The organism is Acidimicrobiales bacterium (assembly GCA_035547835.1).
Taxonomy (GTDB): Bacteria; Actinomycetota; Acidimicrobiia; order Acidimicrobiales; family Iamiaceae; genus DASZTW01.
In genome coordinates, this window is the sequence record DASZTW010000005.1 from 758,255 (window position 1) to 784,986 (window position 26,732).

Genomic DNA, 26,732 nt, shown 5'->3' on the forward strand with positions numbered 1-26,732 from the left:
TCAGCCGGCCAACAGATCGGCGATGCGGTTGATGCCTTCGCCGAGGTCGTCGTCGCCGAGCGCGAACGACAGGCGCGCGTAGCCCGGCGCGCTGAACGCCTCACCCGGCACGAAGGCCACCTTGGCCTCTTCGAGCACGACCGCCGCCAAGTCGAGCGTCGTGAGGACCTTGCGCCCCGCCACTTCCGTGCCGAGGTACGCCTCGAACGAGGGGAAGCAGTAGAAGGCGCCTTGGGGGTCGAGCAGGTCGACGCCCGGGATGGCCCGCAGCAGTTCGGTCATCTTGCGGCCGCGGCGGTCGAACGCGGCACGCATGGTGGCCACATCGTCGAGCCCGCCCGACACCGCGGCCAACGCGGCGCGCTGCGACACGTTGGCCACGTTGGACGTGGCGTGCGACTGGAGGTTGGTGGCAGCTTTGGCGACGTCGGGCGGGGCGATCATCCAACCGACACGCCAGCCGGTCATGGCGTATGTCTTGGCCACACCGTTCAGCACGACGCACTGGTCGGCGATCTCGGGCACCAGCGTGGGCATCGACGAGAAGCCGTGGTCGCCGTACGTGAGGTGCTCGTAGATCTCGTCGGTGAGCACCCACACACCTTTGGCGGCCGCCCACTGACCGATCGCGCGCACTTCGTCGGGTGTGTACACGGCACCGGTGGGGTTCGACGGCGACACGAAGACCAGCGCCTTGGTCCGCTCGGTGTATGCCGCGTCGAGCTGCTCGACCGTGACCTTGAACCCGTCGGCCAACGTGGTGGGCAGCTCGACGACGGTGCCGCCGGCCAGGCGGATGGGCTCGGGATAGGTGGTCCAGTACGGCGCCGGGAGCAGCACTTCGTCGCCGTCGGCGATCAGCGTGAGCACCGTGTTGTAGATGGCGTGCTTGCCGCCGTTGGTGATCACGACCTGGTTCGACGCCACTTCGTAGCCCGAGTCGCGGCGGGTCTTGGCCACGATCGCTTCTTTGAGCTCTGGCAGCCCCCCCGCCGGTGAGTAGCGGTGGTTGGCGGGGTTGCGGCAGGCCTCGACAGCCGCCTCGACGATGTGCGCCGGCGTCGGGAAGTCCGGCTCGCCCGCCCCGAAACCGATCACGGACTCGCCGGCCGCCTTGAGCGCTTTCGCCTTCGCATCGACAGCGAGGGTGGCCGATTCGGCGATGGCGGCGACGCGGGGCGAGATGCGAGAAGCGGGCATGTGCGTTTCATTTCTCCAACGGGGGGACTGTCGGTCATAGTGGCAGACGATGACCGCTTCACCTGACTCGATTCCCGAGATCTCCATCCCCAGTGACCTGCGTCCCTCCGATGGGCGCTTCGGCTGCGGACCCTCCAAAGTGCGCCCCGAGGCGGTGGCCGAGCTGAGCCGGATCTCCGGCGAGTACCTCGGGACCAGCCACCGCCAGCCGACGGTCAAGTTCATGGTGGCTCGCCTGCGCAACGGGCTGTCCGAGCTGTTCGCCCTGCCCGACGGCTACGAAGTGCTGCTCGGCAACGGCGGCACCACGGTGTTCTGGGACGCGGCCACCTTCGGTCTCATCGACCGCAAGAGCCAGCACCTCTCGTTCGGCGAGTTCTCCTCGAAGTTCGCCAAGGCGGCCAAAGCGGCGCCGTTCCTCGACGACCCCGAAGTGATCGAGTCTGAGCCTGGCGACCACCCCACCGCGGTGGCCAACGCCGACGTCGACCTGTACGCGTTCACCCACAACGAGACCTCGACCGGTGTGGCCATGGACTTGCAGCGTCCCGCCGGTACGGCCGGCCAGGCGCTGGTCGCCGTCGACGCCACTTCCGGCGCGGCCGGCCTGCGGTTCGACCCCCGCGAGACCGACGTCTACTACTTCGCCCCGCAGAAGTGCCTGGCGTCCGACGGCGGTCTGTGGCTGGCGGTGTGCTCACCCGAGGCCGTCGCCCGCATCGAGCAGATCGGCGCCAGCGGCCGCTGGGTCCCCGAGTCGATCAGCCTCACCACCGCGCTCGACAACTCCCGCAAGGACCAGACGTACAACACGCCGGCGCTGGCCACCATCGCCCTCGCCGTCGAGCAGGTCGAGTGGATCAACCACAACGGCGGCCTGAACTGGTCGGCCGGCCGCTGCGACCAGTCGGCCGGGACCATGTACGGCTGGGCCGACGGCCACGAGTACGCCACGCCGTACGTCAAGGACCCGGCCAAGCGCAGCCACGTCGTGGCCACGATCGACATCGACGACCGGGTCGACGCCACCACCATCTCCAAGGTGCTGCGCCAGAACGGCATCGTCGACACCGAGGCGTACCGCAAGCTCGGCCGCAACCAGCTGCGCATCGCGATGTTCCCCGCCATCGAGCCCAGCGACATCGCCCAGCTCACCCGCTGCATCGACCACGTGATCGCCCAGCTGGTCTGAGCGATGCCCACCGCTGACGAGGCCCGCGCCCAGCTCACCGCGCCGGGCGCGATGTTCGAGATCACCACCGAGGTCATCGACGGCACCGAGCAGAAGATGTACGTGCAGCGGATGCACGCGTTGCGCGAAGTGGCCCAGATCGGCGCCGCGCGCGGCGACGCGACCGACTTCGTGGTCTACGGCGACCAGCGGTACGGGTTCGCCACGTTCGCGACGCTGGCCAACTCGGTGTCCAACACCCTGGCGGGCCGCTTCGGCGTCGCCAAGGGCGACCGGGTCGCGGTGCTGAGCGCCAACAACCCGGAGTGGTGCCTGGCGTTCTGGGGCACGGTCGACATCGGTGCGGTGCTGGTGGGCCTGAACGGCTGGTGGAAGACCGACGAGATCATCTTCGGGTTGCAAGACAGCGGATCGAAGGTGCTGGTGGCCGACGCTCGACGTTACGAGCGAATCGCGGACCAGCTCGCGGAGCTGCCCGACCTCGAAGCGGTCTTCCTGGCTGACGCCGACCCGTCGGATTTCCCGGCTCCGCCCAGCGGCGTCACGATCCAGCGCTTCGACGTGCTCACGGCCGACCCCACCCCCGCCTTCCCCACCGTGGCGATCGACGAAGGCGACATGGCGGTCATCTTCTACACGTCGGGCACCACCGGTCGACCCAAGGGCGCCATATCGACGCACCGGTCGATGATCGCCAACCTCCAGAACACGATGTTCCACAGCCTCCAGCAGGCCATGGCCGCGGGCTCCCCGCTGCTCGGCGACGCGGCCGACGGCGGCCAGACCGTCTCGCTGCTCACCTCTCCCCTGTTCCACGTGTCGGGCTGCCACTCGAACCTCGTGGTCGGCATGCTCGGTGGCGTGCGTCTCGTGATCCCCGAAGGCAAGTTCGAGCCGGCCAAGGCGCTCGACTTGATCCAGCGCGAGGGCGTGAAGGTGTGGGCCACGGTGCCCACCATGGTGTGGCGGGTGTGCGAGTTCCCCGACCGCCACGATTACGACACCAGTTCGGTGACGGGGGTGGCGTTCGGCGGCTCACCGTCGGCCGAAGAGCTGCAGCGCATGGTGCGCGAGACCTTCCCCAACGTCACGTCGACGTCGAACGCGTACGGCCTCACCGAGACCAGCTCGGTGGCCACCGTCATCGCCGGCCAGGACGCCCTCGACCGGCCGACTTCTGTCGGCAAGCCGGTTCCCGTGGTCGACCTGCGGATCGTCGACGACTCCGGCAACGACGTGCCGACGGGCGAGACCGGCGAGGTGTGGATCAAAGGCCCGATCGTGATGCCCGGCTACTGGAAGCGCCCGGACGCCACCGCCGAGACCATCACCGACGGGTGGCTCCACTCCGGCGACATCGGCTACCTCGACCCCGACGGCTACCTGTACATCACCGACCGCGCCAAAGACATGATCATCCGCGGCGGCGAGAACATCTACTGCGTCGAGATCGAGAACCGCCTGGTGCAACACCCGGGCATCCTCGACGCCGCCATCTTCGGCGTGCCGCACCCCGAGCTCGGCGAAGAGGTCAAGGCCACCGTGCAGGTGCCGCCCGGCAGCGAGCTGACCGAGGGCGACGTGAAGGCATGGGTGGCCGAGACCCTCGCCAACTTCAAGGTGCCCGCGTACGTCGACCTCACCCACGACCCGCTCCCGCGCAACGCGTCGGGGAAGCTGCTGAAGAACGTGCTGCGCGGCACCGGAGAAGTCTCGCTGTCCGAGACGATGTAGGTCTCGTCAGGGCGAAGGTGGTCTCGGCAGACTTGGGCGCATGGACCAGCGCATCAGCTTCATCTCCTTGGCGATCGACGACCTCGACCGCAGCCGGGCGTTCTACGTCGACGGGCTGGGTTGGCGGGCCGACCTCGACGTGCCCGGCGAGGTCGTGATGATCCAGGTCGGCGAACACCTCATGTTGTCGCTCTGGGACACGAGCCATTTCGAGGCGGAGCTCGGCGCGCCAGTGAACCGGGGCTCGGGTGTGGCGCCGCTCACCATCGCCCACAACGTCCCCACCACCGCGGCGGTCGACGAGGTGTTGGCCACCGCCGCGGCCGCCGGCGCCGAGATCGTGCAGCCCGGCCAGCAGCGTGACTGGGGTGGCTACACCGGCTACTTCGCGGATCCCGACGGCTACCGCTGGGAAGTCGCGTACAACCCGGATCCCATCGGCGAGATCGTCCTGCCCTGAGGCCCCGCAGCACCGGCGCGCGCGCCGCGCAGAGCGTGGGGCACCCGCCGAACGCAAGACGAGCGGCGGTGTGACCTGCGAACGCGACCATGGCGCCGGCGACGGCCCTGCTGCGGCCCGAAGCGGGGGACCACAGGCGCCGTCGCTACCATGACCCCGACACGCGAATCGACGGATCCGGGGGACCGAACGATGGTTGCAACAGCGGTCGAGGCGCGCGGTCGCGCCGCCAGGTCACGACCGGGACGCCGCCTCGAAGTGGCCATCTTGGGCGCTGGCTTCGGCGGCATCGGCGCGGCGATCCGCCTGCGCCAGACGGGCCTTGCCGACTTCACGGTCTACGAGAAGGCCGACGGGGTCGGCGGCACCTGGCGCGACAACACGTATCCGGGCGCCGCGTGCGACGTGCCGTCGCACTTCTACTCCTACTCGTTCGACACTCGCCACGACTGGCCACGCCGGTTCTCCGAGCAGCCCGTGATCCTCGACTACCTCGAAGGGTTGATCGACCACCACGAGCTCAAGCCGCACCTGCGCCTCAACACCGAGATCGCCGAGCTGCGCTTCGACGAGGCGGAGCAGCGCTGGCACCTGCGCAGCACCGACGGCGAGCACTTCACCGCCGACGTGGTGGTGTCGGGTCTCGGCCAGTTGAACCGCCCGCAGATCCCTGCGATCCCCGGCCTCGACACGTTCGAGGGCACCACGTTCCACTCGGCCCGCTGGGACCACGGCCACGATCTGTCGGGCGAGCGCGTCGCGGTGATCGGTATCGGCGCCAGCGCCATCCAGTTCGTGCCCCACGTCGTGGAGACCGCTGGCCACGTCACGCTGTTCCAGCGCTCGGCGAACTGGATCATCCCCAAGCGCGACCGGGTGTACAGCGCCTGGGCCAAGCAGCTGTTCAACCACGTCCCGTCGCTGGACCGCGCGTACCGGGCGTTCATCTGGGCGAACTTCGAGTCGCGGTGGTTCGCGATGCGCAAGAACTCGCGCCTCGGGAAGATGATGACGAAGATCTCGCTGCAACACCTGCAGGACCAGGTGGCCGACCCCGACAAGCGCCGCAAGCTGCGTCCCGACTACCAGCCTGGCTGCAAGCGGATCCTCATCTCCGACGACTTCTTCCCGGCCGTCGACCAGCCGCACGTCGACCTGGTCACCGAGAGCGTCGAGCGGATCGAGCCCCACGCGGTGGTCACGGCCGACGGCGAACGCCACGTAGTCGACACGATCATCTTCGGCACCGGCTTTCAGACCACCGGCTTCCTCGCACCGATGGACGTGATCGGCCGCGGCGGGCGGAGCCTCCACGAGGACTGGCGTGACGGCGCGGAGGCGTACCTCGGCCTCGCCGTCACGGGCTTCCCGAACCTGTTCCTGCTGTACGGGCCCAACACGAACTTGGGCCACAACTCGATCATCTTCATGCTCGAGTGCCAGATCCGTTGGATCCTCCAGCAGATCGAGGCGATCCGCGACCGTGACCTCGGGTGGATCGACGTGCGGCCAGGTGTGCAGAACGCCTTCAACCGCCGCATCGACCACCAGCTCGAGGGCAGCGTGTGGACGTCCGGTTGCCACAGTTGGTACAAGACCGAGTCCGGCCGGGTCACCAACAACTGGCCAGGGCCCACGATCCGCTACTGGCAGCAGACCCGTCGCCCCGACCCCGCCGCGTTCGAGTATCGAGCCCGCACAAAGACCCCTGCTGTGAGCACTTGACCACCTGAGCGGTGGTCAAGTGCTCACAGCTCGGATCATTTCTTGGCGGCGGCGAATCCCCGCTCCAGGTCGGCGAGGATGTCGTCGACCGTCTCGATGCCGACCGACAGGCGCACCAGGCCCGGCTCGATCCCGATGCGGAGCAGCTCGTCTTCTTCCATCTGGGAGTGGGTGGTCGACGCCGGGTGGATGGCGAGACTGCGCACGTCGCCCATGTTGGCCACGTGGTAGTGCAGCTCGAGCGCCTCGATGAAGCGCTTGCCCGCTTCGGCACCGCCGTCGAGCACGAACGAGGGCACCGAGCCGTAGCCCTTGCCGCCGAACAGCTCGTCGGCACGGGCATGCCACGGCGAGCTGTCGAGGCTCGGGTGGTTCACCTTCAACACCTGGGTCTGCTTGCTGACGAACTCCACGACCTTGCGGGCGTTGTCGTTGTGGCGCTCGACCCGGAGGCTGAGCGTCTCGAGGCCCTGCAAGGTGAGGAAGGCGTTGAACGGGCTGATGGCCATGCCCATGTCGCGCAAGAGCTGCACACGGGCCTTGATGATGAACGAACCGGGGCCGAGCGCCGGCCAGTACGTGAGGCCGTGGTAGCTGGCGTCGGGTTCGGTGAAGCCCGGGAAGCGACCGTTGGAGAAGTCGAACGAGCCTCCGTCGACGATCACGCCGCCGATGGTGGTGCCGTGGCCGCTGATGAACTTCGTGGTCGAGTGGATCACGATGTCGGCCCCGTGCTCGAGCGGGCGCACGAGCCACGGTGTGGCCACGGTGTTGTCGATCAGCAGCGGCACGCCGACCTCGTGCGCCACACCGGCCACGCCGGCGATGTCGAGCACGTCGTTCTTGGGGTTGCCGATGCTCTCGCCGAAGAACGCCTTCGTGTTCGGCTTGGCGGCGGCCCGCCACGCGTCGAGGTCGTCCGCGTCCTCCACGAACGACAGCTCGATGCCGAGCTTCGGCAGCGTGTGGGCGAGCAGGTTGAAGGTGCCGCCGTACAGCGATGCCGCGGCGACCACGTGGTCGCCGGCGCCCGCGATGTTGAGCAACGCCATGGTGGAGGCCGACTGGCCGCTGGCCACCTGCAGCGCGCCGGGAAGGCCCACGGCAGTGTCGGGCGCGCCTTCGAGCGCGGCGATGCGCGCTTCGACCACACCCTCGGTGGGGTTCATGATCCGCGTGTAGATGTTGCCGATCTCGCTGAGCGCGAACAGGTTCGCCGCGTGCTCGGTGTCGCGGAACTGGTACGCCGTGGTCTGGTAGATCGGCACCGCCACCGCGCCCGTGGCCGGGTCGGACTGCTGCCCTGCGTGGATCTGTCGGGTCTCGAAACCCCAGTTGGAATCCGTCATGGGGCGACACCGTAGTACCGCAATTGTCGACCTGCTAGGTCAGCTTTTGCGCGACCGCCGCGCCCGCAAGCTGTACGTCAGCGGAAAGTGCGGGTGTCCCTCGGGAAAGTGGTAGAGGCGGTCCGGCCCCAGCTCCAACCATTTCGTGGGCGCGTTGGTGACGTCGTGCTCGCGGTACTGCTCGATCGTGAGCCCGGCGTCGAGCACCGCGGTCAGCACCTCGCCGATCGCATGGGTGCGCTCCCAGGTCACGGTGGCGTCGAAGCGGGCGTCGGGTGCGGCGTACGAGCCCCAGTCGTGCTCGTCCCACCGCTGGTACGTCGCGCCGAGCGCGTCCTCGCCGAGCGTGCGACCGTCCGCCGCGAGCGCCACCCACATCGGATGGATCTCGAACAAGTACAGGAACCCGCCAGGGTGCAACAGGTCGCGCACGACCCGCGCCCACCGATCGAGGTCGGGCAGCCAGCCGAGCGCGCCGATGCCCGTGTACACGACGTCGAACGTGCGGCCGCCGACGGCGTCGGCCGCCTCGTACACGTCGGACTGGATCCACTCCATGTCGAGCCCGCAGCGCCGGGCGAGCTCCGCGGCGACGTCGAGCGCGAGCTGCGAGAAGTCGAGCCCGACCGTGCGCGCGCCCCGGCGCGCCCATCCCACGGTGTCGGTTCCCAGATGGCACTGGAGGTGGATCAGGTCGAGGCCGTCGACCGGTCCCACGTCGTCGGGCTCCCACGGCCGCAAGTCGTCGCGGCCCGCGACGAGGCCGTCGAGGTCGTACAGCTCTGACTCCGCGTGGGCCGCGACGCGCGCGTCCCACCAAGCCTGGTTGTCGTCACGCCACTCGGTCTCCTCCACGGCCGGCACCGTACCGCCGGCTCGTGGGCGAGGACGCCGGCCCCGGTCAGTCGCCGCCGGAGATGTCGGAGACCTTCTGCTTGCCGGCCGAGATCCACGGCATCATCGCCCGCAGCTCCTTGCCGACTTTCTCGACCTGGTGCTCCTGGCCCGCCTTGCGCAGCTCCGCAAAGTGCTTGCCGCCGCTCTTGACCTCCTCCATGAACTCCTTGGCGAAGGCGCCGGACTGGATCTCACCGAGGATCTTGCGCATCTCGGCCTTGGTCGCGTCGGTGATGACCCGAGGCCCACGGCTGAGATCGCCGTACTCGGCGGTGGTCGAGATCGAGTACCGCATGTCGCTGATGCCGCCCTCGTACATGAGGTCGACGATGAGCTTCAGCTCGTGCAAGCACTCGAAGTACGCGGACTCGGGCTGGTAGCCAGCGTCGACCAGTGTCTCGAATCCAGCCTGCACCAACGCCGACAGGCCGCCACACAGCACCACCTGCTCGCCGAACAGGTCGGTCTCGGTCTCTTCTTCGAACGTGGTCTCGAGCACGCCCGCCCGCGAACCGCCGATGGCGTCGGCGTACGCGAGCGCGAGACCTTTGGCGTTGCCCGACGCGTCCTGCGACACGGCGATGAGGCACGGCACGCCACCGCCTTCGGTGTACGTGCGGCGGACGAGGTGCCCCGGGCCCTTCGGGGCCGCCATCGCCACGTCGACGTTGGCCGGTGGCTCGATGAACCCGAAGCGGATGTTGAAGCCATGCGCGAAGAAGAGCGCATCACCTTCGTTCAAGTTCGACGCGATGGCTTCGGCGTACACGTCGCCCTGCTCAGTGTCGGGCAACAGCACCATGATCAGGTCCGCCTCGGCGCACGCCTGGTCGATCGGCACGACCCGCAGCCCGGCCTGCTCGGCCTTGGCCTTCGACGACGATCCCTCGCGCAGGCCGACCCGCACGTCGATGCCGGAGTCCTTCAGGTTGAGTGCGTGGGCGTGACCCTGCGAGCCGTAGCCGAGGATCGCCACCTTGCGGTCGGCGATCAGCGACCGGTCCGCGTCCTTCTCGTAGTACACGTTGGCCATGGGAGCTTGATCCTCTTTCGATTCGTGCGTAGTGGTTCGAGTTCGTGTGTCGTTCGGTCGGGACTGGGCGATCGGGGTCAGGACCGCTCGAGCTTCGGGAGGGCCACGCGACCCGTCCGTTGCAGCTCGACGATCCCATACGCTCGCAGGAGCTCCTCGAAGTCGTCCAACTTGTCGGGCGCGCCGTCGAGCGCCACGGTGAGCGCATCGCGGCCGACGGCCACCACCCGGCCGTCGAACACGCGCACCAGGTCGAGCACCTCGCCGCGCTCACCCGGGATGGCCTTCACCGTCGCGAGCATCAGCTCGCGCTCGACCGACGCCCGCGGGTCGAGCTCGGAGATGCGCACCACGTTGACCAACTTGTAGAGCTGCTTCACGATCTGCTCGAGCGGTGACGACTCCACGTCGACCACCACGGTGATACGGCTGAACGCCTCGTCGTCGGTGGGGGCCACCGCGAGGGAGAAGATGTTGTAACCACGCCTCGCGAACAAGTTGGCCACCCTCGCGAGCACCCCGGCCTTGTTCTCGACCAGGACCGACAGGGTGTGGTGCCGCGGCGCACCGTCGCTGCGCTCGCTCATGAGCCCGCCGCCCGCTGGGCGTCGAGCAGGGGCTGCTGCGACGGCTGGACCTGGATCTCGTCGTTGGTCCGGCCGGCCGGCACCATCGGGAAGACCTTCTCTTGGGCGTCGGTCCGGAACTCGATGACCACCGGCCGGTCGTCGATCGAGTTGGCCTTGTCGATCACGTTCTGGATCTCCTCGGGGTGTTCGGCACGCAGGCCGACGCAACCCATGGCCTCCGCCCATTTCACATAGTCGGGCAAGTCGAACGACAGGTACACCTCGCTGTACCGCTCGTCATAGAACATCTCCTGCCACTGGCGGACCATGCCGAGATACGCGTTGTTCAAGATCGCGATCTTGACGGGGATCCGCTCGGCCGACGCAGTGATCAGCTCCTGGGCGGTCATCTGGAAGCAACCGTCGCCATCGACCGCCCACACGGTGCGGTCCGGCCGCCCGACCTTGGCACCGATCGCGGCCGGCACCGAGAAGCCCATCGTGCCGAGCCCACCCGAGTTGACCCATGAGTACGGCTCGGTGAACTTCCAGTACTGGCTGGCCCACATCTGGTGCTGACCCACACCCGAGGCGAGGATCGTCCCCTCGGGCGCCGAGTCGCGCAGGTGCTCGAGCACGAGCTGGGGCTTCAACAGGTCGCCATCGGCGGCGGGCTCGTACGTGAGCGGGAACTTCTCCTGCCAACCCGAGATCTGCGACTTCCACTCCGACGTGTCGGGCAGCGCACGGCCACCTTCTCGGGTCTTGCGGATGGCCTTGACGAGGTCCTCGATGACCAGGCGGCAGTCGCCGACGATGGGCACGTCAGGGTGCCGGACCTTGCCGAGCTCGGCCGGGTCGATGTCGACGTGGATCACTTTCGCGCCGGGCGCGAAGCCGGCCACGTTGCCGGTGACCCGATCGTCGAACCGGGTGCCGAGCGCGATCAACAGGTCGGCGCGCTGCAGCGCCGTGACCGCCGTGTACGTGCCGTGCATCCCCGGCATGCCCAGCGCGAGCGGGTGGTCGTCGGGGAACGCGCCGCGGGCCATCAACGTGGTGGTGACGTGCAGGCCGCACAGCTCGGCCAGCTCGCGCAACGCCTCAGCGGCGCGCGCTTTCAAGATCCCGCCGCCGGCGTAGATCACCGGCCGGCGCGACTCGAAGATCAGGTCGGCCGCGTCGCGGACCTTGAGCGGATGACCGTGGGTGGTGGGCTTGTAGCCGGGCAGCGACGCGGCCACGTCGTCGTCGCTCGGCCAGTACCACTCCATCTGGGCGAGCGCGGAGTTGGGGTCGACGACGTCTTTCGGGAGGTCGATGAGCACCGGGCCGGGACGGCCGGTGGTCGCCAGGTGGAAGGCCTGGCGGACGATCATCGGGATCTGGCGGGCGTCGGTGACCAAGAAGTTGTGCTTGGTGACGGACATCGTGATGCCGGTGGTGTCGCACTCCTGGAACGCGTCGGTTCCGATCGACTTCGTGCCCACCTGCCCAGTGATCACCACCATCGGCACCGAGTCCATGTAGGCGTCGCACAGGGGTGTGACGATGTTGGTGGCAGCGGGGCCGCTGGTGACCATGGCGACACCAGGCCGGCCGGTCACGTGGGCGTAGCCCTCGGCCATGTGGCCGGCACCCTGCTCGTGGCGCACGAGGATGTGACGGATCGGCGAGTCGATGATCGGGTCGTACACGGGGAGGATCGCACCCCCGGGCAGCCCGAAGATCACTTCGACGCCCTCCATCTCGAGCGCCTTGATCAGAGCTTGTCCACCGTTGAGCTTCATGGTCTTCCTCTTGTGCGGTTTGGATCGGACGGGTTCGGCGACGGTGGCTCCCCGGCAGGGATCTCGTCGCTCGCGACCCGGCCCGAAAACCACAACGACCTCCCGGCTGGGAGGTCGTTCGACGCACCGAAGGTCAAAGACCTCGGTACGTCAGGTGCGTACGAGAAGGGTGTCGGTGCGGCGCTGGTCCACGCCGGAAGTATGGCCCGTCACGACGCCGCCGGGCAAAAAGAGATCGGGCAGCCCGATGCCGGGGGAACGACCTGCACCCCTCACCACCGCGGGTTGCCATCGGCCGGCGGGAACGTGTGTAGATTTCTGGCCGCGCAAGTAACAAGGAATCGGGCGGATGTGCATAGAATCGTCGCCCGACAGCAACGATCGTCGTAGTTCATCCACACGAATGGGGAGACCGGGCGTGAAACGGAAGCAGACCGTACAGGTCTTGGTTGGGGTGATGGCCGTGATCGGCCTCATGATGTTCAGCGCCGTGGCGGCCTTCGGCCAGAACGGTTCGAGCAACGGCTCCAGCAATGGGTCGAGCAACGGCTCCTCCAACGGCTCGAGCAACACCTGCACCGCGGGGTCCTCGTCGGGCTCGAGCAATGGGTCGTCGAACACCTCGTGCCCCACCACGACCACCGCGAACACCGCGTTCACGCCGGTGAGCACGCCATCGAGCGGTGACACCGGCGCGGGTGGCACCGGCTCGCTGGCCATGACCGGCTGGAACACGGTGCTGCCGCTCAGCATCGCCGCTGGGCTCGTCGCCCTCGCGCTGCTGGCTCGCCACGCCGCACGCCGGCGCGACGACCTGGTCTGACCCCGTAGGGCCCCGGCGACGGGGACCCGACGGGGCCGGTCGGCACATCTCTCACCGCAGCAGCCCGACCATCTCCCAGCTTCGTTGACTCGGCGCCGGCGCTTCTTCCTCGAGGCACGGCGCCTTGTCGCGTCTGGTGCCGCGGCGCTCGGGGTGCTCCGGCATCCCGTGGCCTCGTGGCGACGGTGGACCTGGTGGCGCCGGGGGGCGGCCGTCGTCGCCATCGTCGTGGTGGCCTGGGCGCTGCTGCTGGTCGTCGACCTGTACCGGATCCAGTCCGAGCTGAACGCGGGGCGCCAGGAGCTCACGCAGCTCACCGTGCAGAAGGTCAACGCCGGCGGCGGGATCGCCAAGGTGGCCTCCCGCGCCGACGGCCACTTGCAGCGAGCCGACGACCTGGCCCACTCGAGCTTCGCCTTGGCACCGCTCGCCGCCCTCCCGGTGATACGTGGGCAGGTGCACGGGCTGCGCGACATCACGCGGGCGACGGCCGACCTCGGCACCACCGCGCGCCAGCAGGCCCGAGGCCTGCAGGCCGAGCTCGACAAGGGCGCCTCTGCGGACCGGAGAGTCGAGCTCGTCGACCGCCTGCTCCAGAGCGTCCACGTGATCGACCAGCAGGTGCGATCGGTGCACGTGGGCGCGGGTGGCTTCTTGCTCCCCCCGCTGTCGGGGGCTCGCAGCCAACTCGTCCACGAGCTGCACAAGGTCGACACCAAGATGGCGCAGGGGAAGCGGGCGCTCACCGGGTTCCGCAAGTTCCTCGCCGAGGACCACCGCGTCTTGATCCTTGCCGCGAACAACGCCGAGATGCGTGGCGGCAACGGCATGCCGCTGTCGGCCGGTGTCGCCCACATCCACAACGGTCAGATCGAGGTCGGCGACTTCACGCCGACCTCGGCGCTGTGGAACCCCAAAGGCCCCATCGACAACCTCCCGACCGACCTGCTGAAGACGTACGGCTGGTACACCGGCGGGTTCGCGATCGGCCAGGAATGGCGCGAGACCAACGTGTCGCCTAACTTCCCGGAGTCGGCGCCGATCTACGCCAGGATGGCGGCGCGCCAGGGCCTCGGGCAGGTCGACGGCGTGATGATGGTCGACGCGCTCGCCCTGCGGGCCCTCATCCAGGGCACGGGCCCCGTGACGCTCAACGGCAAGCGTTACGACGCCGGCAACATCATCCAGCAGACGCTCAACGAGAACTACAAGACGTTCGGCAGCCGCTCGAGCACCGATCGGAACCAGCGCCTCGATCTCCAGAGCCAGCTCGCCAAGACCATCTTCAAGGAGTTCAACACCCGCTCCGTGTCGGCCACGAAGCTGGCCGCGGCACTCCTCGACGTCACCCCGGGACGGCACATCGTGGCGTGGTCAGCCGACCCGCAGATCCAGGCCGCGTGGCACCAGCTCGGCATCGACGGCGCCATGGAACCCGACGCGATGCTGGTGAGCGCCGAGAACATCTCGGCCAACAAGCTCGACTACTACATCACGCCGTTCATCGGCCTCGACGTGCGCCGCGACGACCACGGCAATTGGCTCGTGTACACCGCGGTCACCATCTACAACCCGCCGCGCACCGACACGAGCCCCCAGATCGAGGGCGGCACGTCCGACGTGAAGCCTCGCAACCACCGCATCTACCTCGACTTGCACTTGCCGAACGACGCGTACTCGGTCGCCATGCTGTCGCCGTCGGACGCCGGGGCGGTGTGGCAGAAGGACTACCTGAAGGGCGCCAAGGACCCGTTCCCCTACAACCGGCTCATCCAGCCGGGCTTCACGGTGATCGGCCTCGACCCGCCGAACCGGGTGGTCGGCTCGCGCTACACGATCCCCTACGGCACGACCCGAACGATCCTGGTGCAGTTCCACCTGCCCGCGGTCGACGACCACATCACGGTGTTGCCGTCCGGACGTCTCCATGGCCAGATCTGGGGCATGGGCAAGCAACACTGGAAGGACGATCACCGCTTCGAGATCAAGTGGTGACCCCGCCATCGGGCGAAAACCCCGACCTGCTGTGAGCACTTGACCACCTGGGAGGTGGTTGAGCGCTCACAGCAGGCGGTTCGAAGCGGCCGGAACCGGGGCGGACGCGTCCAGGGAACGCTCAGGACCCGCCCAGAGGCACTTCAAGTCCGCCCCGCATCATCGAAGGCATGGCAGACGAAGCGCATGACCCCCTCCCGCCACCCGCGCCACGGCTGACCCCACCGCCCGGGCCGCTGTCCGCCCCTCCCGCCTTCCCGTCAGCGCCCGCGGCGGCTCCGCTGCCGGCGGCGGCTGCGCTGCACGGGGCTCCCCCATCCCCGCCCGGCGGCAGTTCGCTTCCGTTCGCGCCCGGCCCCCCGCCACCCGACCCTGCGGCGAGCACCCCTCCTCGGCATTCGTCGCCGGCAACGGGTGGTCGGGCCGGGCGACGGGCGGCGGCCACCGCGGTGGTGCTGGCGCTCATCGGCGGCACCGGCGCGGGGTGGATCGCCGGGCGAGCGGCGTCGGACCACCCGTCGGCGTCGGCGGCCGTGCCGATCACCCGCGTCAGCGACCAGCTGAGCGGGTCGACGCTCGACGTGGCGGCGGTCCTCCAGAAGGTCGAGCCGTCGGTGGTGTCGATCACCACCCAGATCACCCAGCAACTCTCCGGCCCGTTCGACTACGGCTACGGCTACGGCGGGTCGGACTCTCGCCAAGTGGTCGGCGAAGCGGCGGGAAGCGGTGTGGTGCTCACGTCCGACGGCCAAGTCCTCACCAACGCGCACGTGGTCGAGAACGCCAGCTCCATCAAGGTCACGCTCGCCAACGGGCGCTCTTACTCGGCCGCCGTCGTCGGCAGGGACACCAGCTCTGATCTCGCCTTGTTGCAGCTGAAGGGCGCCAAGGGCCTCACGCCCGCCACGCTCGGCAACTCCTCACAGCTCCAGGTGGGCGACGACGTCGTGGCCATCGGCAACGCCTTGGCCCTCGAAGGCGGCCCGACCGTCACCCGCGGCATCGTCTCTGCCCTCGAGCGCTCGATCGACGAGCAGGACGGCGCGTCGCTGTCCCACCTGATCCAGACCGACGCGGCGATCTCCAGCGGCAACTCCGGCGGACCACTGGTCAACGCCCAAGGCGAAGTGGTCGGCCTCAACACCGCCGTCGCGTCGAGCAGCAGCCAGCAGCAAGCCTCGAACATCGGCTTCGCGATCTCGATCAACACGATCAGAGCCAAGCTCTCGTCGCTCCGTTCGGCCTGACCTCGGCGCCCTCGACACCGCGACGCACGCCGCGACGCCCCGCATCAATCAAAACATCGTGTTGCAAAAAGGGCCTGGGTGGACCGGGAACATCCGGTCGGCGAGCGCCAACGCGCCCGGGGTGTGCTCATCGACCCGGCCCGCGGCGGCCAGCACCGACGGCGCCACCCCGCCGAGCCACAGCGCGCCCAGCTCCTCGGCGCCGAGCGTGAGGTCGGGGCTGGCCTCCGGCGCAGGCGTGCAGGACGCGCCGTCCCCTTCCGACGCCCCGCCGGCTTCGAGGCGGAAGCGACCAGCTGCCGAAGGGCGGAACGGGTCGACCACATCGAGCACCAACGCACCAGGAGCCGAATAGCTCCGGGCCGCCAGCGCGGCTGCCACGTCGAGCAGCCGGGCCCACAGCCAGTCGGAGATCGATGTGACCTTCAGCCGCCGTGGCTCGACGAGCCGCCAGCGGATCGGGTCATCGACCGGCCGCACGGGCATCTCCACCTCCCGCACCAGGTCGATCGAGGCCAGGTACTGCCACAGCGCAGCTTCGACGTCGCGCGTGGTGCCGCACAGCGTGTCGAGCACCACCCTCGTCTCCGGCAAGCGGTGGGTCTCGGTGCCCCAGATGTTGCGCTGGCGGTACGTGGCGAACCCGTCGGGCCCGTCGGGACCCTCGTGCACCACCAGGAACAGGGCAGACAGGCCGTGGCGGTGCTGCTCCCGGTCGAGCAGCTCGTCCTCCCAGCGCGACCGTTGGCGGCTGACCTCACCCACCCGACCCGCGCGGCACCGCTCCCACAGGCCATGCACCACGTCGAGTGCATCGGCCAACGGCAGCAGCGTGAAGCTCCCGGGGACGTCGAGGTGGTCGCGGAAGGCGGCCCGGTCGACTTCGATCTCGTGGCTCGCGGCCTGCGCGGCGACGCCGAACCCGTAGCGGCCGTAGATCGACGACTCCGACGCGGTGAGCATGGCCGCGGCCTCGCCGCGCTGCTCCGCGTCGTCGAGCAGCCATTGCATCATGGTGGTGAGCACGCCACGGCGACGGTGCGTGGGCGCCACGCCGATCATGGTGATGCCGGAGAACGGCACGCTCGCGCCGCCCGGGAGGGTCACCTCGAGCGAAAACGCACCTGACACGCCCACCCACCGGTCGCCGTCGAGCGCGCCATGACAGCGCTCGGGCTCCCACACCGACCGGTTCTGGTCGATGTCGGCCCGGCTGGGCTGGTCGCCGAAACTCTGGAGCACCGGCGTGAAGAACGGCCCCGCTTCGCCCGGGCGCGGGGAACGGAACTCGAGTTCGTCGGACACGATTGGCGTTCTACCAGCGGCCGCCGGTTCCTGCGCGGCGAATTCCCCGCCGACGGTCGCTCACTCGCCCTCGGTCAGGGGCGGAAGGCGCGGAGCACGACATCGACGGTGTGCTCGACCAGGTTCGGGTCGGTGGCCTGGCCGCGCACCAGGTTCTGGTACAGCAGCGTGCCGCTGATCATGTCGGCGATCTGGCCGGCGTCGGCGTCAGCCGACAGCTCGCCACGGGCGCGGGCCCGCTCCACGACCGCTTTCGAGGCGCCGCGCCGACCTTCGACGAACTCACCGAGCACGTCGCGCACCTCGGGGTTGACCATCGCCTCGGCGAAGACCGCCGCCATGAGGCGCATGTGGGCTTCGGGCTTCTCGTCGCCGTGCGACTGCAAGAACAACGCCAGCAGATCGCCGCGCACCGTCCCGGTGTCGGGGACCTCAGGCTCTGGGAGGACGGCCGATGCCACGGCGAGCGCCAAGTGGGTCTTGGAGGAGAACCGGCGGTAGATCGTGGCTTTGCCGACACCGGCCCGAGCGGCGACGGCGTCGACGGTCATGCCGCCGAAACCCTGCTCGGACAACACCTCCATCGTGGCGTTGATGATGGCTTCAGCAGCGTTCGGGTCGCGGGGCCGACCGATCTTGCGCTCGGACGGGTCCTCCGCGGGGGTCGCGCGGCTGCTTCTCGCGACGTCGCTCGCGGCGACCTTGTCCGCAGCACGGGCGGCGACCATCTCAGGCCTCTGCGGCCGAGCCGTGGAGACCTGCGAGTTCGAGCCGCGCCAGATCGCCGGCGTCGTCGACGGGCCCGACGGCTCCGGCGGGCACCGCCGCCACATCGGCAGCGTCGGCACCGACCAACTCCTCGTCGAGGCCCGGAAGCTCCTCGCTCATGACCTCATCATGGTCGATGGCCCTCGCTGGGAGGAACAACAGGGCGATGATCGCGCCGGCCAGCGCGACGCCGGCACCGATGAGCAGGGCATTGCCGAAGCCGCTGAGGAAGGCCGAGTGGGCGTTGTGCAAGATGCTGGCCGCGTCGGGCAGCGGGTGGCCGGCGGCCGCCGCCTTGTCGACCACGGCGTGCGCCGCACCGACCTGGTCACCGATGGCCGCGAGCGCCGTGCGGGCCTCGGCGCCGGTCGAGCCGGGCAGGGACGCGGCCTGCGCAAGGGAGCTGTGGGCGAGCGCCGCGTGGATCTTCGGGCGGTAGACCGAAGCCAGCACCGAGCCGATCACCGCCACGCCGAGCGCGCCGCCGACCTGCCGGGTGGTGTCGTTCATGGCAGAGCCCACGCCGGCCTTCTCCCGTGGCAGTGAGCCCATGATCGACTCCGTGGCGGGCGCCATCGTGAGGCCCATGCCGGTGGCCAGCACGACCATCGGGAACAGGATCGAGGTGAACCCGTCGCCCATCTGGATCTGCCCCAGCCAGGCCAGGCCGGTGGCGACGAGGGTGAGGCCGCCCGCGACCATGGCTTTGGTACCGAATCGCTCGGCAAGGCGGGCCGACAGCGGCCCGAGGATCATCAACGGGATCGCGATCGGCAACATGGCGAACCCGGCCTTGAGGGCGCTGTAGCCGAGGACGCTCTGCAGCAGCTGCGTGATCAAGAAGCTCGAGCCGAACATGGCGAAGAACACGAACGTGACCGCCACGTTCGCTGCCGAGAAGCGCCGGTTGGCGAAGAAGCGGATCTCGAGCATCGGGTGGTCGCTGCGCAGCTCCCAGGCGATGAACACGCTGAGCAGGCCGAGACCGACGGCGAACGCCGCGACGATCGGTGTCGCGCCCCAGCCGTGGCTCGGCGCCTCGATCAGACCCCACAGCACGGCCACCAGGCCGCTGGTGGACAGCACCGCGCCGAGCGGGTCGAGGCTGGGCGCCGTCTCGTCCTTCGACGACGGCAGGAAGTAGTGGCCGCCCAGCAAGGCGATGGCGACCACCGGCACGTTGACCAGGAACACCGACCCCCACCAGAAATGCGCCAGCAGGAACCCGCCGATCAGCGGGCCGAACGCCACGCCCCCGGCCGCCACACCGGCCCAGATGCCGATGGCCCGTGCGCGCTCGCGGGGCTCGGTGAAGATGTTGGTGACCAGCGAGAGCGTGGCCGGCATGATCAACGCCCCGCCGATGCCCATCAGGCCGCGGGTGGCGATCAGCATGCCTGCCGACGTCGCGAAGGCCGACAGGGCGGAGAACACGCCGAACACGACCAGGCCGACGCTCAGCGCGCCTTTGCGGCCGAACTTGTCGCCGAGCGCCCCGGTCGTGAGCAGCAGGCCGGCGTACACGATCGTGTAGCCGTCGACGATCCACTGGAGCTGGCTGTTGGTGGCACCGAGGCTGTCGCTGAGGTGCGGCAGCGCCACGTTCAAGATGGTGTTGTCGAGCCCGATGACGAGGAGGCTGAAGCACAGCACGCCGAGGGCGAGCCAGCGCCGCTCGTGGATCCGATCTGCGTCGAGGTTCATGGGGGGATGCTTTCGAGTTTCGAGACTGAGGAGTACCGATAAGGATACAACACCACTCAGTTCCGAAACTCAACTGTTCCGTATGTGTTTGTCGTCACCCCCTGCGGCGGACAGCCGATGCCGGACGGCCGACGGGTCAGCTCACCGGCCGGTGCTGTTGGTTCGGGCCGGGCGTGATGTTCACCATCTGGCCCGGTTGCACCGGGGTGATCAGGTGCCAGGTGCCCTGTGGCACGACGATCGCCTGTCCGGCACCCAGCTCCACGTTGCGCGTACCGTCGGGAAGCTCGAGCCGCACGTTGGCGACGCCCGACACCACACACAGGACCTCGTCCCCGTCGGGGTGCAGTTCCCCGCGGTGCGGCGGCATCCGCCCCTCCGCGAACGTGAACAGCCCGACGTGCAGGCCGTCGATGTGATGCGGAGGTCGCCCCGGGTCCGACACGACGAACTCGGCCCTGCGGTCGCTGCGCCGCAACCCGATGACGCGGTCCGACATGTCGATCGGCTGTCCGACCTCGATCGGTTCCACTCCTGCCATGGTTCTGTACCTCCCGTCGTCCGGCGCCGATCGCCGGTTGGGGTCAGGTCGTGGCGGCCGCCTTGCGGGCCAAGATGGCCATGACCTCGCCGCCGTTGGCGTTGCCCTTGGTGGCCTTCATCACCGGCCCCACGAACGCGCCCGACACCTTCTTCGCCCCGGCTTCGTCACCCGACGCGACCGCCGCGCAGTACTTGGCCCAGGCGTCGGGGTTGGCCGCGATGGCATCGTCGACCGCTTGGTCGACCACGTCGCCGCCCACCGCCTCGAAGCCCTTGGCCTCGGCGATCGCCTGGGGGTCGCCACCGGCTTCGCCGTCGACCATGGCGGCCAGCACCGCTTTGGCCTGTGTGGCGGTCAGCTCGCCACCCGTCTCCATGGCCACGAGACGGGCGAACGCCTCGGCCGTCACCGCACCCGCCGCGTCGGCGGTGAGGTTCTGCTCGGCGTGGACGAGCGCACGGCTCCCATCGGCACCGGCGTCGACTGCGGCGAGCACGAGGTCGTCGAGCCCCCGTTCCACCAGAACCGCGACCGCGTCGGCGGCGCGGTCGGCGCCGGTGGCGTCGGCGAGACGGGCCCGGCGGGCCGAGGGCAGCACCGGCAGGGCGGCGCGGATCTCCTCGACCCACCCGGCCGACGGTTCGAGCGGCACCAGATCGGGCTCGGGGAAGTAGCGATAGTCCTCGGCTTCCTCCTTGACCCGCATGGTGGACGTGCGGCCTGCGGTGTCGTCCCAGTGGCGGGTCTCCTGGCGGATCGACTCGCCGGCCTGCACGGCCTCGTACTGCCGGCGGGCCTCGTACTCGATGGCCCGGCCGAGCGACCGCAGCGAGTTGAGGTTCTTGATCTCGCAGCGGGTGCCGAAGTCGGTGCCGACCTCGTGAACCGACACGTTGGCGTCGACCCGCATCGAGCCTTCCTCCATCTTCCCGTCGCTCACACCGGTGGCGACCAGGATCGCCCGCAGCTCGGCGACGTAGGCGCGGGCCTGCTCCGCCGTGCGGATGTCGGGCCGGCTCACGATCTCGAGCAGCGGCACGCCGGCGCGGTTGTAGTCGACCAGCGAGTAGTCGGCGCCTTGGATCCGGCCGCTGCCGCCCATGTGGGTGGACTTGCCGGTGTCCTCTTCGAGGTGGGCGCGCTCGACCCCGATGCGGGTGCCGTCGGGCAGTTCCAACCAGCCGTCGACGTTGATCGGCTTGTCGTATTGGCTGATCTGGAAGTCCTTCGGCATGTCCGGATAGAAGTAGTTCTTCCGGGCGAACACGCTGGGCTCCACCGAGCAGTTGAGGGCCAGGCCGAGCCGGATCGCCAGCTCCACGGCCTTGTGGTTCAACACGGGAAGCGACCCCGGCAACCCGAGCGTGGTCGGGTCGATGTTCGTGTTGGGGTCGGAACCGAACGCGTTGGGTGCGGCCGAGAACATCTTGGTGGCGGTCAGCAGCTCGGCGTGGACTTCGAGGCCGACCACCAGCTCCCAGCCGTCGGGCAGGAGACCGGCGCCGGCGCCAGACGTGTCCGAGGCTGCGGACGTGTCGGTCGTGGACATCAGGCCTCCCCTCCCGTGGCGGGCGCGGCCGCTTCGAGCGCGGCTCCCACTTGGAACATGACGGGCTCGCCGAGCGCAGGCGCCAGCACTTGCACGCCGACCGGCAAGCCGTCGTCGCCGGTGCCGAACGGCACCGACATGGCCGGGTCGCCGGCCAGGTTCGACGGGATCGTGCACACGTCGTTGAGGTACATGGTGAGCGGGTCGGCGGTCTTGGCGCCGAGCTCGAACGCGGTGGTGGGCGACGTGGGCGCGAGCAATACGTCGAAGCGCTCGTACGCCTTCGCGAAGTCGCGGACGATGAGGGTTCGGACGCGTTGCGCCTTGCCGTAGTACGCGTCGTAGTAGCCAGCCGACAAGGCGTAGGTGCCGAGCATGATCCGTCGCTTGACCTCGGCGCCGAACCCTTGGGTGCGGGTGGCGACCATGGTGTCCTCGGCGGTCGGCCCGTCGACCCGCAAGCCGTAGCGCATGCCGTCGAAGCGGGCCAGGTTGCTCGACGCCTCGGCCGGGGCGATCAGGTAGTACGCCGACAGGCCGTACACCGTTGCCGGCACCGAGACCTCGTCGACCTTGGCGCCGGCCGCGGCCAGCGCATCGGCGGCCTCACGGGTGCGGGCAGCGACGTCAGGCGCGATGCCGAGGTCGAACAGCTCGGAGATCACACCGACCCGCAGCCCGTCGACCCCGCGGTCGAGCCCCGCAACCAGGTCCGCGGGCGGTTCCGGGATCGAGGTGGAGTCGAGCGGGTCGTGGCCGCCGATCACCGTGAGCAGCGCGGCGGCGTCGGCCACGGTCGTCGCGAACGGCCCGATCTGGTCGAGGCTCGATGCGAACGCGATGAGGCCGTATCGGCTGACCGCGCCGTACGTGGGCTTCACCCCCACGACCCCGCACAGCGCGGCGGGTTGGCGGATGGAACCCCCGGTGTCGGAGCCGAGCGCCAGCGGCGCGAAGCCCGCGGCCACCGCTGCGGCGCTACCGCCGCTCGACCCGCCCGGGACCCTGGTGGGGTCGAGCGGGTTGCGAGTGGGCCCGAACGCCGAGTTCTCGGTGGAAGAGCCCATGGCGAACTCGTCGAGGTTGGCCTTGCCGATCGCCACGGCGCCCGCCGCTCGCACGCGTTGGACGACCGTCGCGTCGTAGGGCGGCCGCCACCCTTGGAGGATCTTCGAGGAGCAGGTGGTGGCGATGCCGCGGGTGCACAAGTTGTCCTTCAGCGCGATCGGCACGCCCGCGAGCGGGCCCGGGTCCTGGCCCGCCGCCACTTGGGCGTCGACCGCGTCGGCTGCCTCGCGGGCCTGGTCGGCCAGCACCTCGTTGAACGCGTGGATATCGCCCTCGCGCGCCTCGATGGCGGCCAGATGGGTGTCGAGCACCTCGCGAGCGGATCGGTCGCCGGCCCGCACGGCGGCCGCGAGCTGGAGCGCGGTCTCGGCGCTCACGGCTCCTCCCCCAGGATCTGCGGCACGCCGAACATCCCGGACTCGGCGCGAGGCGCAGCCGCCAGCACTTCGTCGCGGTCGAGCGTGACGCCGACGACGTCGTCGCGCAGCACGTTGCGCAGGGGGTAGGGGTGCGAGGTGGGCGGCACGTCGCCGACGTCGAGCGCCTCGACATCGGCCGCGTGGCCCAAGATGTCGGCGAGCTGGCCGGTGAACGTGTCGAGCTCGTCGTCGGACAGCCGCAGTCGTGCCAGCTTCGCCACATGCGCGACCTCGTCACGCGTGATGCGTTCGGACATGGCAGCGATGCTAGAGCACCCCTTTCCGAGCACCTCACAGCGCCCACCGGGGCACGCTCCGGTGCCCACAACGGTGGGAGTGCGGGCGTGGTGGCCGTGGCGACAGCCGTCGCACGGTCGTTGCGTGGCGCGATCGGCGACGGGCAGAATCTGGCTCTGGTGGCGAAGAACCGGGTTTCTGAGGCCGACGACGTGGCGGTGCGGATCGCGGCCCGGTCGCTGGCGAAACGGGGGGCCGACTACACCACCGAGGTCCGCCGGTTGCTCGATTCGGCGCTGGCCGTGATGGCCCGCCACGGCACGGCGTCCAAGGCGAGGGTGGCCGACATCGTGGCCGAAGCCGGACTGTCGAACGACGCCTTCTACCGCCACTTCCCGTCGAAAGACGCGCTCGTGCTGGCCTTGCTCGAGGACGGCACCGAACGGCTCGCCCGCTACGTGGCCCACCAGATGGACAAGGCGCCGACCGCCGAAGGCAAGGTCCGCAAGTGGGTCGAGGGGATGCTGTCGCAGACCAGCGAACCCACCGCCACCACCACACTCGCGATCCTGGCGTACGGCAACGGCCATCCCGACCCGAGCGTCGACCACTACAACGCCAGTGTTCCTGTCGCCGCGCTCCTGGTGGCGCCGTTTCGCGACCTCGGGAACGCCGACCCTGGCCCCGACACACTGCTGGTGGCCCACGCGGTGATCGGCCGGGTGTCGGACTTTTTGTGGTCTCGCACGCATCCGACCGCCGCCGACCTCGACCGCATCGCCGCCTTCTGCCTGCGCGCCGCTATCTGAGCGAACTCCGCAGACGTGTGGGTGTCGGCTGCCCCGAACTCTCCGAAGGTCGGCTCAGCCGGCGGTGACCTTGTTGGCGAAGTCGACCACCGACTGGTTGATGAGGTCCTTGTCGTAGTCGAGTGTGGCCACGTGGAAGCTCCGCTCGAGGGTGACCCGCTCGACCGGACCGCTGACACCCGCCGCGATCGCGTCGCTGTCTCCCGGCGGCACCACGTGGTCCTGCGGGCTGTTCAGCACGAGCGTCGGGCACTGGACCGATCCGAGCGAGCCACTCACCGCGGGCAACGCGTCGGCAAGGCTCTCGAGCGGGAGCAGCGGCGTGCGGTCATAGGCCAACTCGGTGCTGTCGGGATCGGCGATGTCGGAGCCGATGCCGTCCATGGTCTGGTCACCGCCGGCCAGGAGCGCCTCGGCGAGCTCGCGGAGCCCCGGCTGGTCCTGCGCCGCGGCGTTGACCAGCGCGATGCCGGCGATCTCGGGATGGCGTTCGGCGAGCCACAACGTGAGCGTGCCGCCCATCGACAGTCCGGTCACGATCACCTTGCCGGGGCAGCGCCCGACCAGTCGCTGGTAGGCCGCTTCGGCCGCCGCGGACCAGTCGTCCCAGGAAGTGGTGAGCATGTCGTCGACCGAGGTGCCGTGGCCCGGAAGCAACGGCAGCTCCACGCCGAAGCCGGCGCCGGCCAACGCTTCGGCCAGGCCGCGCATCGAGTGGGGGCTGCCGGTGAAGCCGTGCAGCACGAGGGCCCCGTTGGGGCCACCGGGCGCCGACCACGGCTCGGCGCCCGGAAGAATCGGATCCGTCATGGCGTGCACGCTACGTCACTGCGTTCTTCGGAGAGTTGTGGGTGCCAGGTGCCCACAGAACTCTCCGAAGTTCGGTCGGGGGGAATCTTGACCCTTCACGAAGAATGGTCGAAGAATTGCTTGACCCGCGGGTCAACCCGCCGCCGGTCAACCGCCGTCCCCTCCGCCTGGAGGTCCGAGCCGAAGGCATGCCGATGTCCACCGATCGCCGACTGACCGTCCAAGGCCAGGAGCGCAAGCAGCAACTGCTCGACCACGCCGCGGACCTGTTCGCCGAGCGGGGCTACAACGAGACGCGCATCGTCGACATCGTCGAGCGGGCGGGCGTCGCCAAAGGGCTCTTCTACTGGTACTTCGAGAACAAGGCCGCGCTCTTCCGCGAGCTCGTCGAACTGAACCGGCTACGACTTCGCCAAGCGCAAGGCCAGGCGATGGACCCCGACGCCGAGCCGCTCGCACGCATCCACCAGGGCATCCAGGCCTCGGTCACGTACATGAGCCGCCACGCCCACTTCTTCGCGCTGCTCGAGGTCGAAACCATCGAAAAGCAGTTCGGCGACGTGCTTCGCCGCGGCAACGAGGTCTACGTCGACGACGTCGAGCGGATCATGCGCCAAGGTGTCGCCAACGGCACGATCCGTGACGACGATCCCCACCTGCTGGCGCTCGGTGTGGTCGGTTCGGTCGGCTACTTCAGCCACTTCCACCGCACCGGCCGGATCGCGAACGACCCCGACGAGCTCGGCGGTTTCGTCGGCCGGTTCATCGTGTGCTCGCTCGCGGCCGACGAGGAAGTCGCTCGCCGCGTGCTGGCCGCGCCGCCGGCCCTCCCCCGCGCGGTCGCCGCGCCGTGAGCCACCGCACGGCGACGTTCCCGCGCTCGCCTGCGCCGCGAAACCTCTAAAGTTCCCGCCGGTAACGAAACCGGCAACAAGGGGAAAAAGCCGTGCCGCAATTCCTGTCCGACGAATGGATCACCGAGGCTCGCAAGATCCGTGAGGAGTTCCACGGCCAAGGGGAGGCGCCGCCACAAGCGGTGCGCATGAACCTCGTGGTCACCGAGGTCCCTTTCGGTGACGACTCGCGCGACGCACACCTCGACACCTCCGAGGGCGACCTCGAGCTCGACACCGGTCACCTCGAGAACCCCGACCTCACCTGCACGCTCGACTACGCGACCGCCAAGGCGATCCTGATCGACGGCAACCCACAGGCGGGGATGCAGGCGTTCATGTCCGGCAAGATCAAGGTGCAGGGCGACATGACCAAGCTGATGGCGATGCAGACCGCCCAGCCCGACGCCACCGCGCAGCAGGTGGCCGAGCGGATCAAGGCCATCACCGACTGACCAACCAGTCGCCACGACGTCGATAGGGCCGGTTGGAGCGGCCGCCACGCTGTGGTGGCTGGGGATCACCACACCGGACGAACCGCCCCAACCGGCCCCACCGGTCGCGCGATCGAACGGTGCGATTGTAAACGCCCTCCGCAGTTGTTGACGAGGA

At 69.2% G+C, this 26,732-nt stretch carries 24 protein-coding genes; 9 read left to right on the forward strand and 15 right to left on the reverse strand.

Going from position 1 to position 26,732, the window contains the following annotated elements; translation table 11 throughout:
- Positions 1–1,200: a pyridoxal phosphate-dependent aminotransferase gene (locus VHA73_05800; GenBank protein ID HVX17527.1), complete on the reverse strand. Its 1,200-nt coding sequence runs from the start codon at positions 1,198–1,200 to the stop codon at positions 1–3.
- Positions 1,201–1,249: 49 nt separating this feature from the next.
- Here VHA73_05800 and serC point away from each other — a divergent pair, with 49 nt between their 5' ends.
- From serC to VHA73_05820, 4 genes are all read left to right on the forward strand, one after another.
- Complete coding sequence (serC, locus tag VHA73_05805) at positions 1,250–2,392, forward strand: phosphoserine transaminase (GenBank protein HVX17528.1); 1,143 nt, start codon at positions 1,250–1,252, stop codon at positions 2,390–2,392.
- Between the two features lie 3 nt (positions 2,393–2,395).
- A complete protein-coding gene (locus VHA73_05810; protein ID HVX17529.1) occupies positions 2,396–4,126 on the forward strand; it encodes a class I adenylate-forming enzyme family protein in 1,731 nt (576 codons plus the stop codon).
- A gap of 40 nt (positions 4,127–4,166) precedes the next feature.
- Positions 4,167–4,586 (forward strand): VOC family protein, encoded by a 420-nt coding sequence (locus VHA73_05815; GenBank protein HVX17530.1) that lies wholly within the window; start codon positions 4,167–4,169, stop codon positions 4,584–4,586.
- Positions 4,587–4,778: 192 nt separating this feature from the next.
- Positions 4,779–6,311, forward strand: a complete 1,533-nt coding sequence (locus tag VHA73_05820) for an NAD(P)/FAD-dependent oxidoreductase (GenBank protein HVX17531.1) — start codon at positions 4,779–4,781, stop codon at positions 6,309–6,311.
- 35 nt (positions 6,312–6,346) lie between these two features.
- Here VHA73_05820 and VHA73_05825 read toward each other — a convergent pair whose 3' ends face one another.
- From VHA73_05825 to VHA73_05850, 6 genes are all read right to left on the reverse strand, one after another.
- Positions 6,347–7,660: a bifunctional o-acetylhomoserine/o-acetylserine sulfhydrylase gene (locus tag VHA73_05825; GenBank protein HVX17532.1), complete on the reverse strand. Its 1,314-nt coding sequence runs from the start codon at positions 7,658–7,660 to the stop codon at positions 6,347–6,349.
- A 39-nt stretch (positions 7,661–7,699) separates the two neighbouring features.
- Positions 7,700–8,515, reverse strand: coding sequence for a class I SAM-dependent methyltransferase (locus VHA73_05830; protein ID HVX17533.1), 816 nt, complete (start codon positions 8,513–8,515; stop codon positions 7,700–7,702).
- Positions 8,516–8,561: 46 nt separating this feature from the next.
- Positions 8,562–9,590, reverse strand: a complete 1,029-nt coding sequence (gene ilvC / locus VHA73_05835; GenBank protein HVX17534.1) for a ketol-acid reductoisomerase — start codon at positions 9,588–9,590, stop codon at positions 8,562–8,564.
- 77 nt (positions 9,591–9,667) lie between these two features.
- Entirely contained in the window at positions 9,668–10,177 is a 510-nt protein-coding gene (gene ilvN, locus VHA73_05840; GenBank protein ID HVX17535.1) for an acetolactate synthase small subunit, read from the reverse strand.
- The gene (locus VHA73_05845; GenBank protein ID HVX17536.1) at positions 10,174–12,042 is read right to left on the reverse strand and encodes an acetolactate synthase large subunit; all 1,869 of its coding nucleotides are present in this window, start codon (positions 12,040–12,042) and stop codon (positions 10,174–10,176) included. The genes ilvN and VHA73_05845 overlap by 4 nt, the downstream gene beginning before the upstream one ends.
- A gap of 57 nt (positions 12,043–12,099) precedes the next feature.
- Positions 12,100–12,669: a hypothetical protein gene (locus VHA73_05850; protein ID HVX17537.1), complete on the reverse strand. Its 570-nt coding sequence runs from the start codon at positions 12,667–12,669 to the stop codon at positions 12,100–12,102.
- 187 nt (positions 12,670–12,856) lie between these two features.
- On the opposite strand from VHA73_05850, the gene VHA73_05855 reads away from it, so the two are divergent.
- Both VHA73_05855 and VHA73_05860 read left to right on the forward strand, forming a co-directional pair.
- A complete protein-coding gene (locus VHA73_05855) occupies positions 12,857–14,767 on the forward strand; it encodes a DUF4012 domain-containing protein (GenBank protein HVX17538.1) in 1,911 nt (636 codons plus the stop codon).
- Positions 14,768–15,219: 452 nt separating this feature from the next.
- On the forward strand, positions 15,220–16,014 hold the full coding sequence (locus tag VHA73_05860; GenBank protein HVX17539.1) for a trypsin-like peptidase domain-containing protein: 795 nt from the start codon (positions 15,220–15,222) through the stop codon (positions 16,012–16,014).
- 48 nt (positions 16,015–16,062) lie between these two features.
- On the opposite strand, the gene VHA73_05865 is transcribed toward VHA73_05860, so the two are convergent.
- From VHA73_05865 to gatC, 7 genes are all read right to left on the reverse strand, one after another.
- Complete coding sequence (locus VHA73_05865) at positions 16,063–17,319, reverse strand: GNAT family N-acetyltransferase (GenBank protein HVX17540.1); 1,257 nt, start codon at positions 17,317–17,319, stop codon at positions 16,063–16,065.
- Between the two features lie 74 nt (positions 17,320–17,393).
- Positions 17,394–18,047, reverse strand: a complete 654-nt coding sequence (locus VHA73_05870) for a TetR/AcrR family transcriptional regulator (protein ID HVX17541.1) — start codon at positions 18,045–18,047, stop codon at positions 17,394–17,396.
- Position 18,048: 1 nt separating this feature from the next.
- Positions 18,049–19,791 (reverse strand): MFS transporter, encoded by a 1,743-nt coding sequence (locus VHA73_05875; protein HVX17542.1) that lies wholly within the window; start codon positions 19,789–19,791, stop codon positions 18,049–18,051.
- A gap of 136 nt (positions 19,792–19,927) precedes the next feature.
- Positions 19,928–20,332, reverse strand: coding sequence for a cupin domain-containing protein (locus VHA73_05880; GenBank protein ID HVX17543.1), 405 nt, complete (start codon positions 20,330–20,332; stop codon positions 19,928–19,930).
- 43 nt (positions 20,333–20,375) lie between these two features.
- Positions 20,376–21,884 (reverse strand): Asp-tRNA(Asn)/Glu-tRNA(Gln) amidotransferase subunit GatB, encoded by a 1,509-nt coding sequence (gene gatB / locus VHA73_05885; GenBank protein ID HVX17544.1) that lies wholly within the window; start codon positions 21,882–21,884, stop codon positions 20,376–20,378.
- A complete protein-coding gene (gene gatA / locus VHA73_05890; GenBank protein HVX17545.1) occupies positions 21,884–23,329 on the reverse strand; it encodes an Asp-tRNA(Asn)/Glu-tRNA(Gln) amidotransferase subunit GatA in 1,446 nt (481 codons plus the stop codon). The genes gatB and gatA overlap by 1 nt, the downstream gene beginning before the upstream one ends.
- Entirely contained in the window at positions 23,326–23,628 is a 303-nt protein-coding gene (gatC, locus tag VHA73_05895; protein ID HVX17546.1) for an Asp-tRNA(Asn)/Glu-tRNA(Gln) amidotransferase subunit GatC, read from the reverse strand. The genes gatA and gatC overlap by 4 nt, the downstream gene beginning before the upstream one ends.
- A gap of 96 nt (positions 23,629–23,724) precedes the next feature.
- Between gatC and VHA73_05900 the strand changes: the two genes are divergently transcribed.
- Positions 23,725–24,417, forward strand: a complete 693-nt coding sequence (locus VHA73_05900) for a TetR/AcrR family transcriptional regulator (GenBank protein ID HVX17547.1) — start codon at positions 23,725–23,727, stop codon at positions 24,415–24,417.
- A 54-nt stretch (positions 24,418–24,471) separates the two neighbouring features.
- Here VHA73_05900 and VHA73_05905 read toward each other — a convergent pair whose 3' ends face one another.
- Positions 24,472–25,227, reverse strand: coding sequence for an alpha/beta fold hydrolase (locus VHA73_05905; GenBank protein ID HVX17548.1), 756 nt, complete (start codon positions 25,225–25,227; stop codon positions 24,472–24,474).
- A gap of 104 nt (positions 25,228–25,331) precedes the next feature.
- On the opposite strand from VHA73_05905, the gene VHA73_05910 reads away from it, so the two are divergent.
- Both VHA73_05910 and VHA73_05915 read left to right on the forward strand, forming a co-directional pair.
- Entirely contained in the window at positions 25,332–26,081 is a 750-nt protein-coding gene (locus VHA73_05910; protein HVX17549.1) for a TetR/AcrR family transcriptional regulator, read from the forward strand.
- 92 nt (positions 26,082–26,173) lie between these two features.
- Positions 26,174–26,575 carry an SCP2 sterol-binding domain-containing protein gene (locus VHA73_05915; GenBank protein HVX17550.1) on the forward strand — a complete coding sequence of 134 codons (402 nt, stop codon included), beginning with the start codon at positions 26,174–26,176 and terminating at the stop codon, positions 26,573–26,575.
- Positions 26,576–26,732: the final 157 nt, after the last annotated feature.

What these genes read in the sequence shown, in the direction of transcription:
- VHA73_05910 (HVX17549.1), top strand. Translation starts at nt 25,332, where the DNA reads ATGGTCGAAGAATTGCTTGACCCGCGGGTCAACCCGCCGCCGGTCAAC.
- VHA73_05820 (HVX17531.1), top strand. Translation starts at nt 4,779, where the DNA reads ATGGTTGCAACAGCGGTCGAGGCGCGCGGTCGCGCCGCCAGGTCACGA.
- VHA73_05850 (HVX17537.1), bottom strand. Translation starts at nt 12,669, where the DNA reads ATGGCCAGCGAGCCGGTGCCACCCGCGCCGGTGTCACCGCTCGATGGC.
- ilvN (HVX17535.1), bottom strand. Translation starts at nt 10,177, where the DNA reads ATGAGCGAGCGCAGCGACGGTGCGCCGCGGCACCACACCCTGTCGGTC.
- gatC (HVX17546.1), bottom strand. Translation starts at nt 23,628, where the DNA reads ATGTCCGAACGCATCACGCGTGACGAGGTCGCGCATGTGGCGAAGCTG.
- gatB (HVX17544.1), bottom strand. Translation starts at nt 21,884, where the DNA reads ATGTCCACGACCGACACGTCCGCAGCCTCGGACACGTCTGGCGCCGGC.
- VHA73_05880 (HVX17543.1), bottom strand. Translation starts at nt 20,332, where the DNA reads ATGGCAGGAGTGGAACCGATCGAGGTCGGACAGCCGATCGACATGTCG.
- serC (HVX17528.1), top strand. Translation starts at nt 1,250, where the DNA reads ATGACCGCTTCACCTGACTCGATTCCCGAGATCTCCATCCCCAGTGAC.
- ilvC (HVX17534.1), bottom strand. Translation starts at nt 9,590, where the DNA reads ATGGCCAACGTGTACTACGAGAAGGACGCGGACCGGTCGCTGATCGCC.
- VHA73_05825 (HVX17532.1), bottom strand. Translation starts at nt 7,660, where the DNA reads ATGACGGATTCCAACTGGGGTTTCGAGACCCGACAGATCCACGCAGGG.
- VHA73_05870 (HVX17541.1), bottom strand. Translation starts at nt 18,047, where the DNA reads ATGGTCGCCGCCCGTGCTGCGGACAAGGTCGCCGCGAGCGACGTCGCG.
- VHA73_05800 (HVX17527.1), bottom strand. Translation starts at nt 1,200, where the DNA reads ATGCCCGCTTCTCGCATCTCGCCCCGCGTCGCCGCCATCGCCGAATCG.
- VHA73_05815 (HVX17530.1), top strand. Translation starts at nt 4,167, where the DNA reads ATGGACCAGCGCATCAGCTTCATCTCCTTGGCGATCGACGACCTCGAC.
- VHA73_05810 (HVX17529.1), top strand. Translation starts at nt 2,396, where the DNA reads ATGCCCACCGCTGACGAGGCCCGCGCCCAGCTCACCGCGCCGGGCGCG.
- VHA73_05905 (HVX17548.1), bottom strand. Translation starts at nt 25,227, where the DNA reads ATGACGGATCCGATTCTTCCGGGCGCCGAGCCGTGGTCGGCGCCCGGT.
- VHA73_05875 (HVX17542.1), bottom strand. Translation starts at nt 19,791, where the DNA reads ATGAACCTCGACGCAGATCGGATCCACGAGCGGCGCTGGCTCGCCCTC.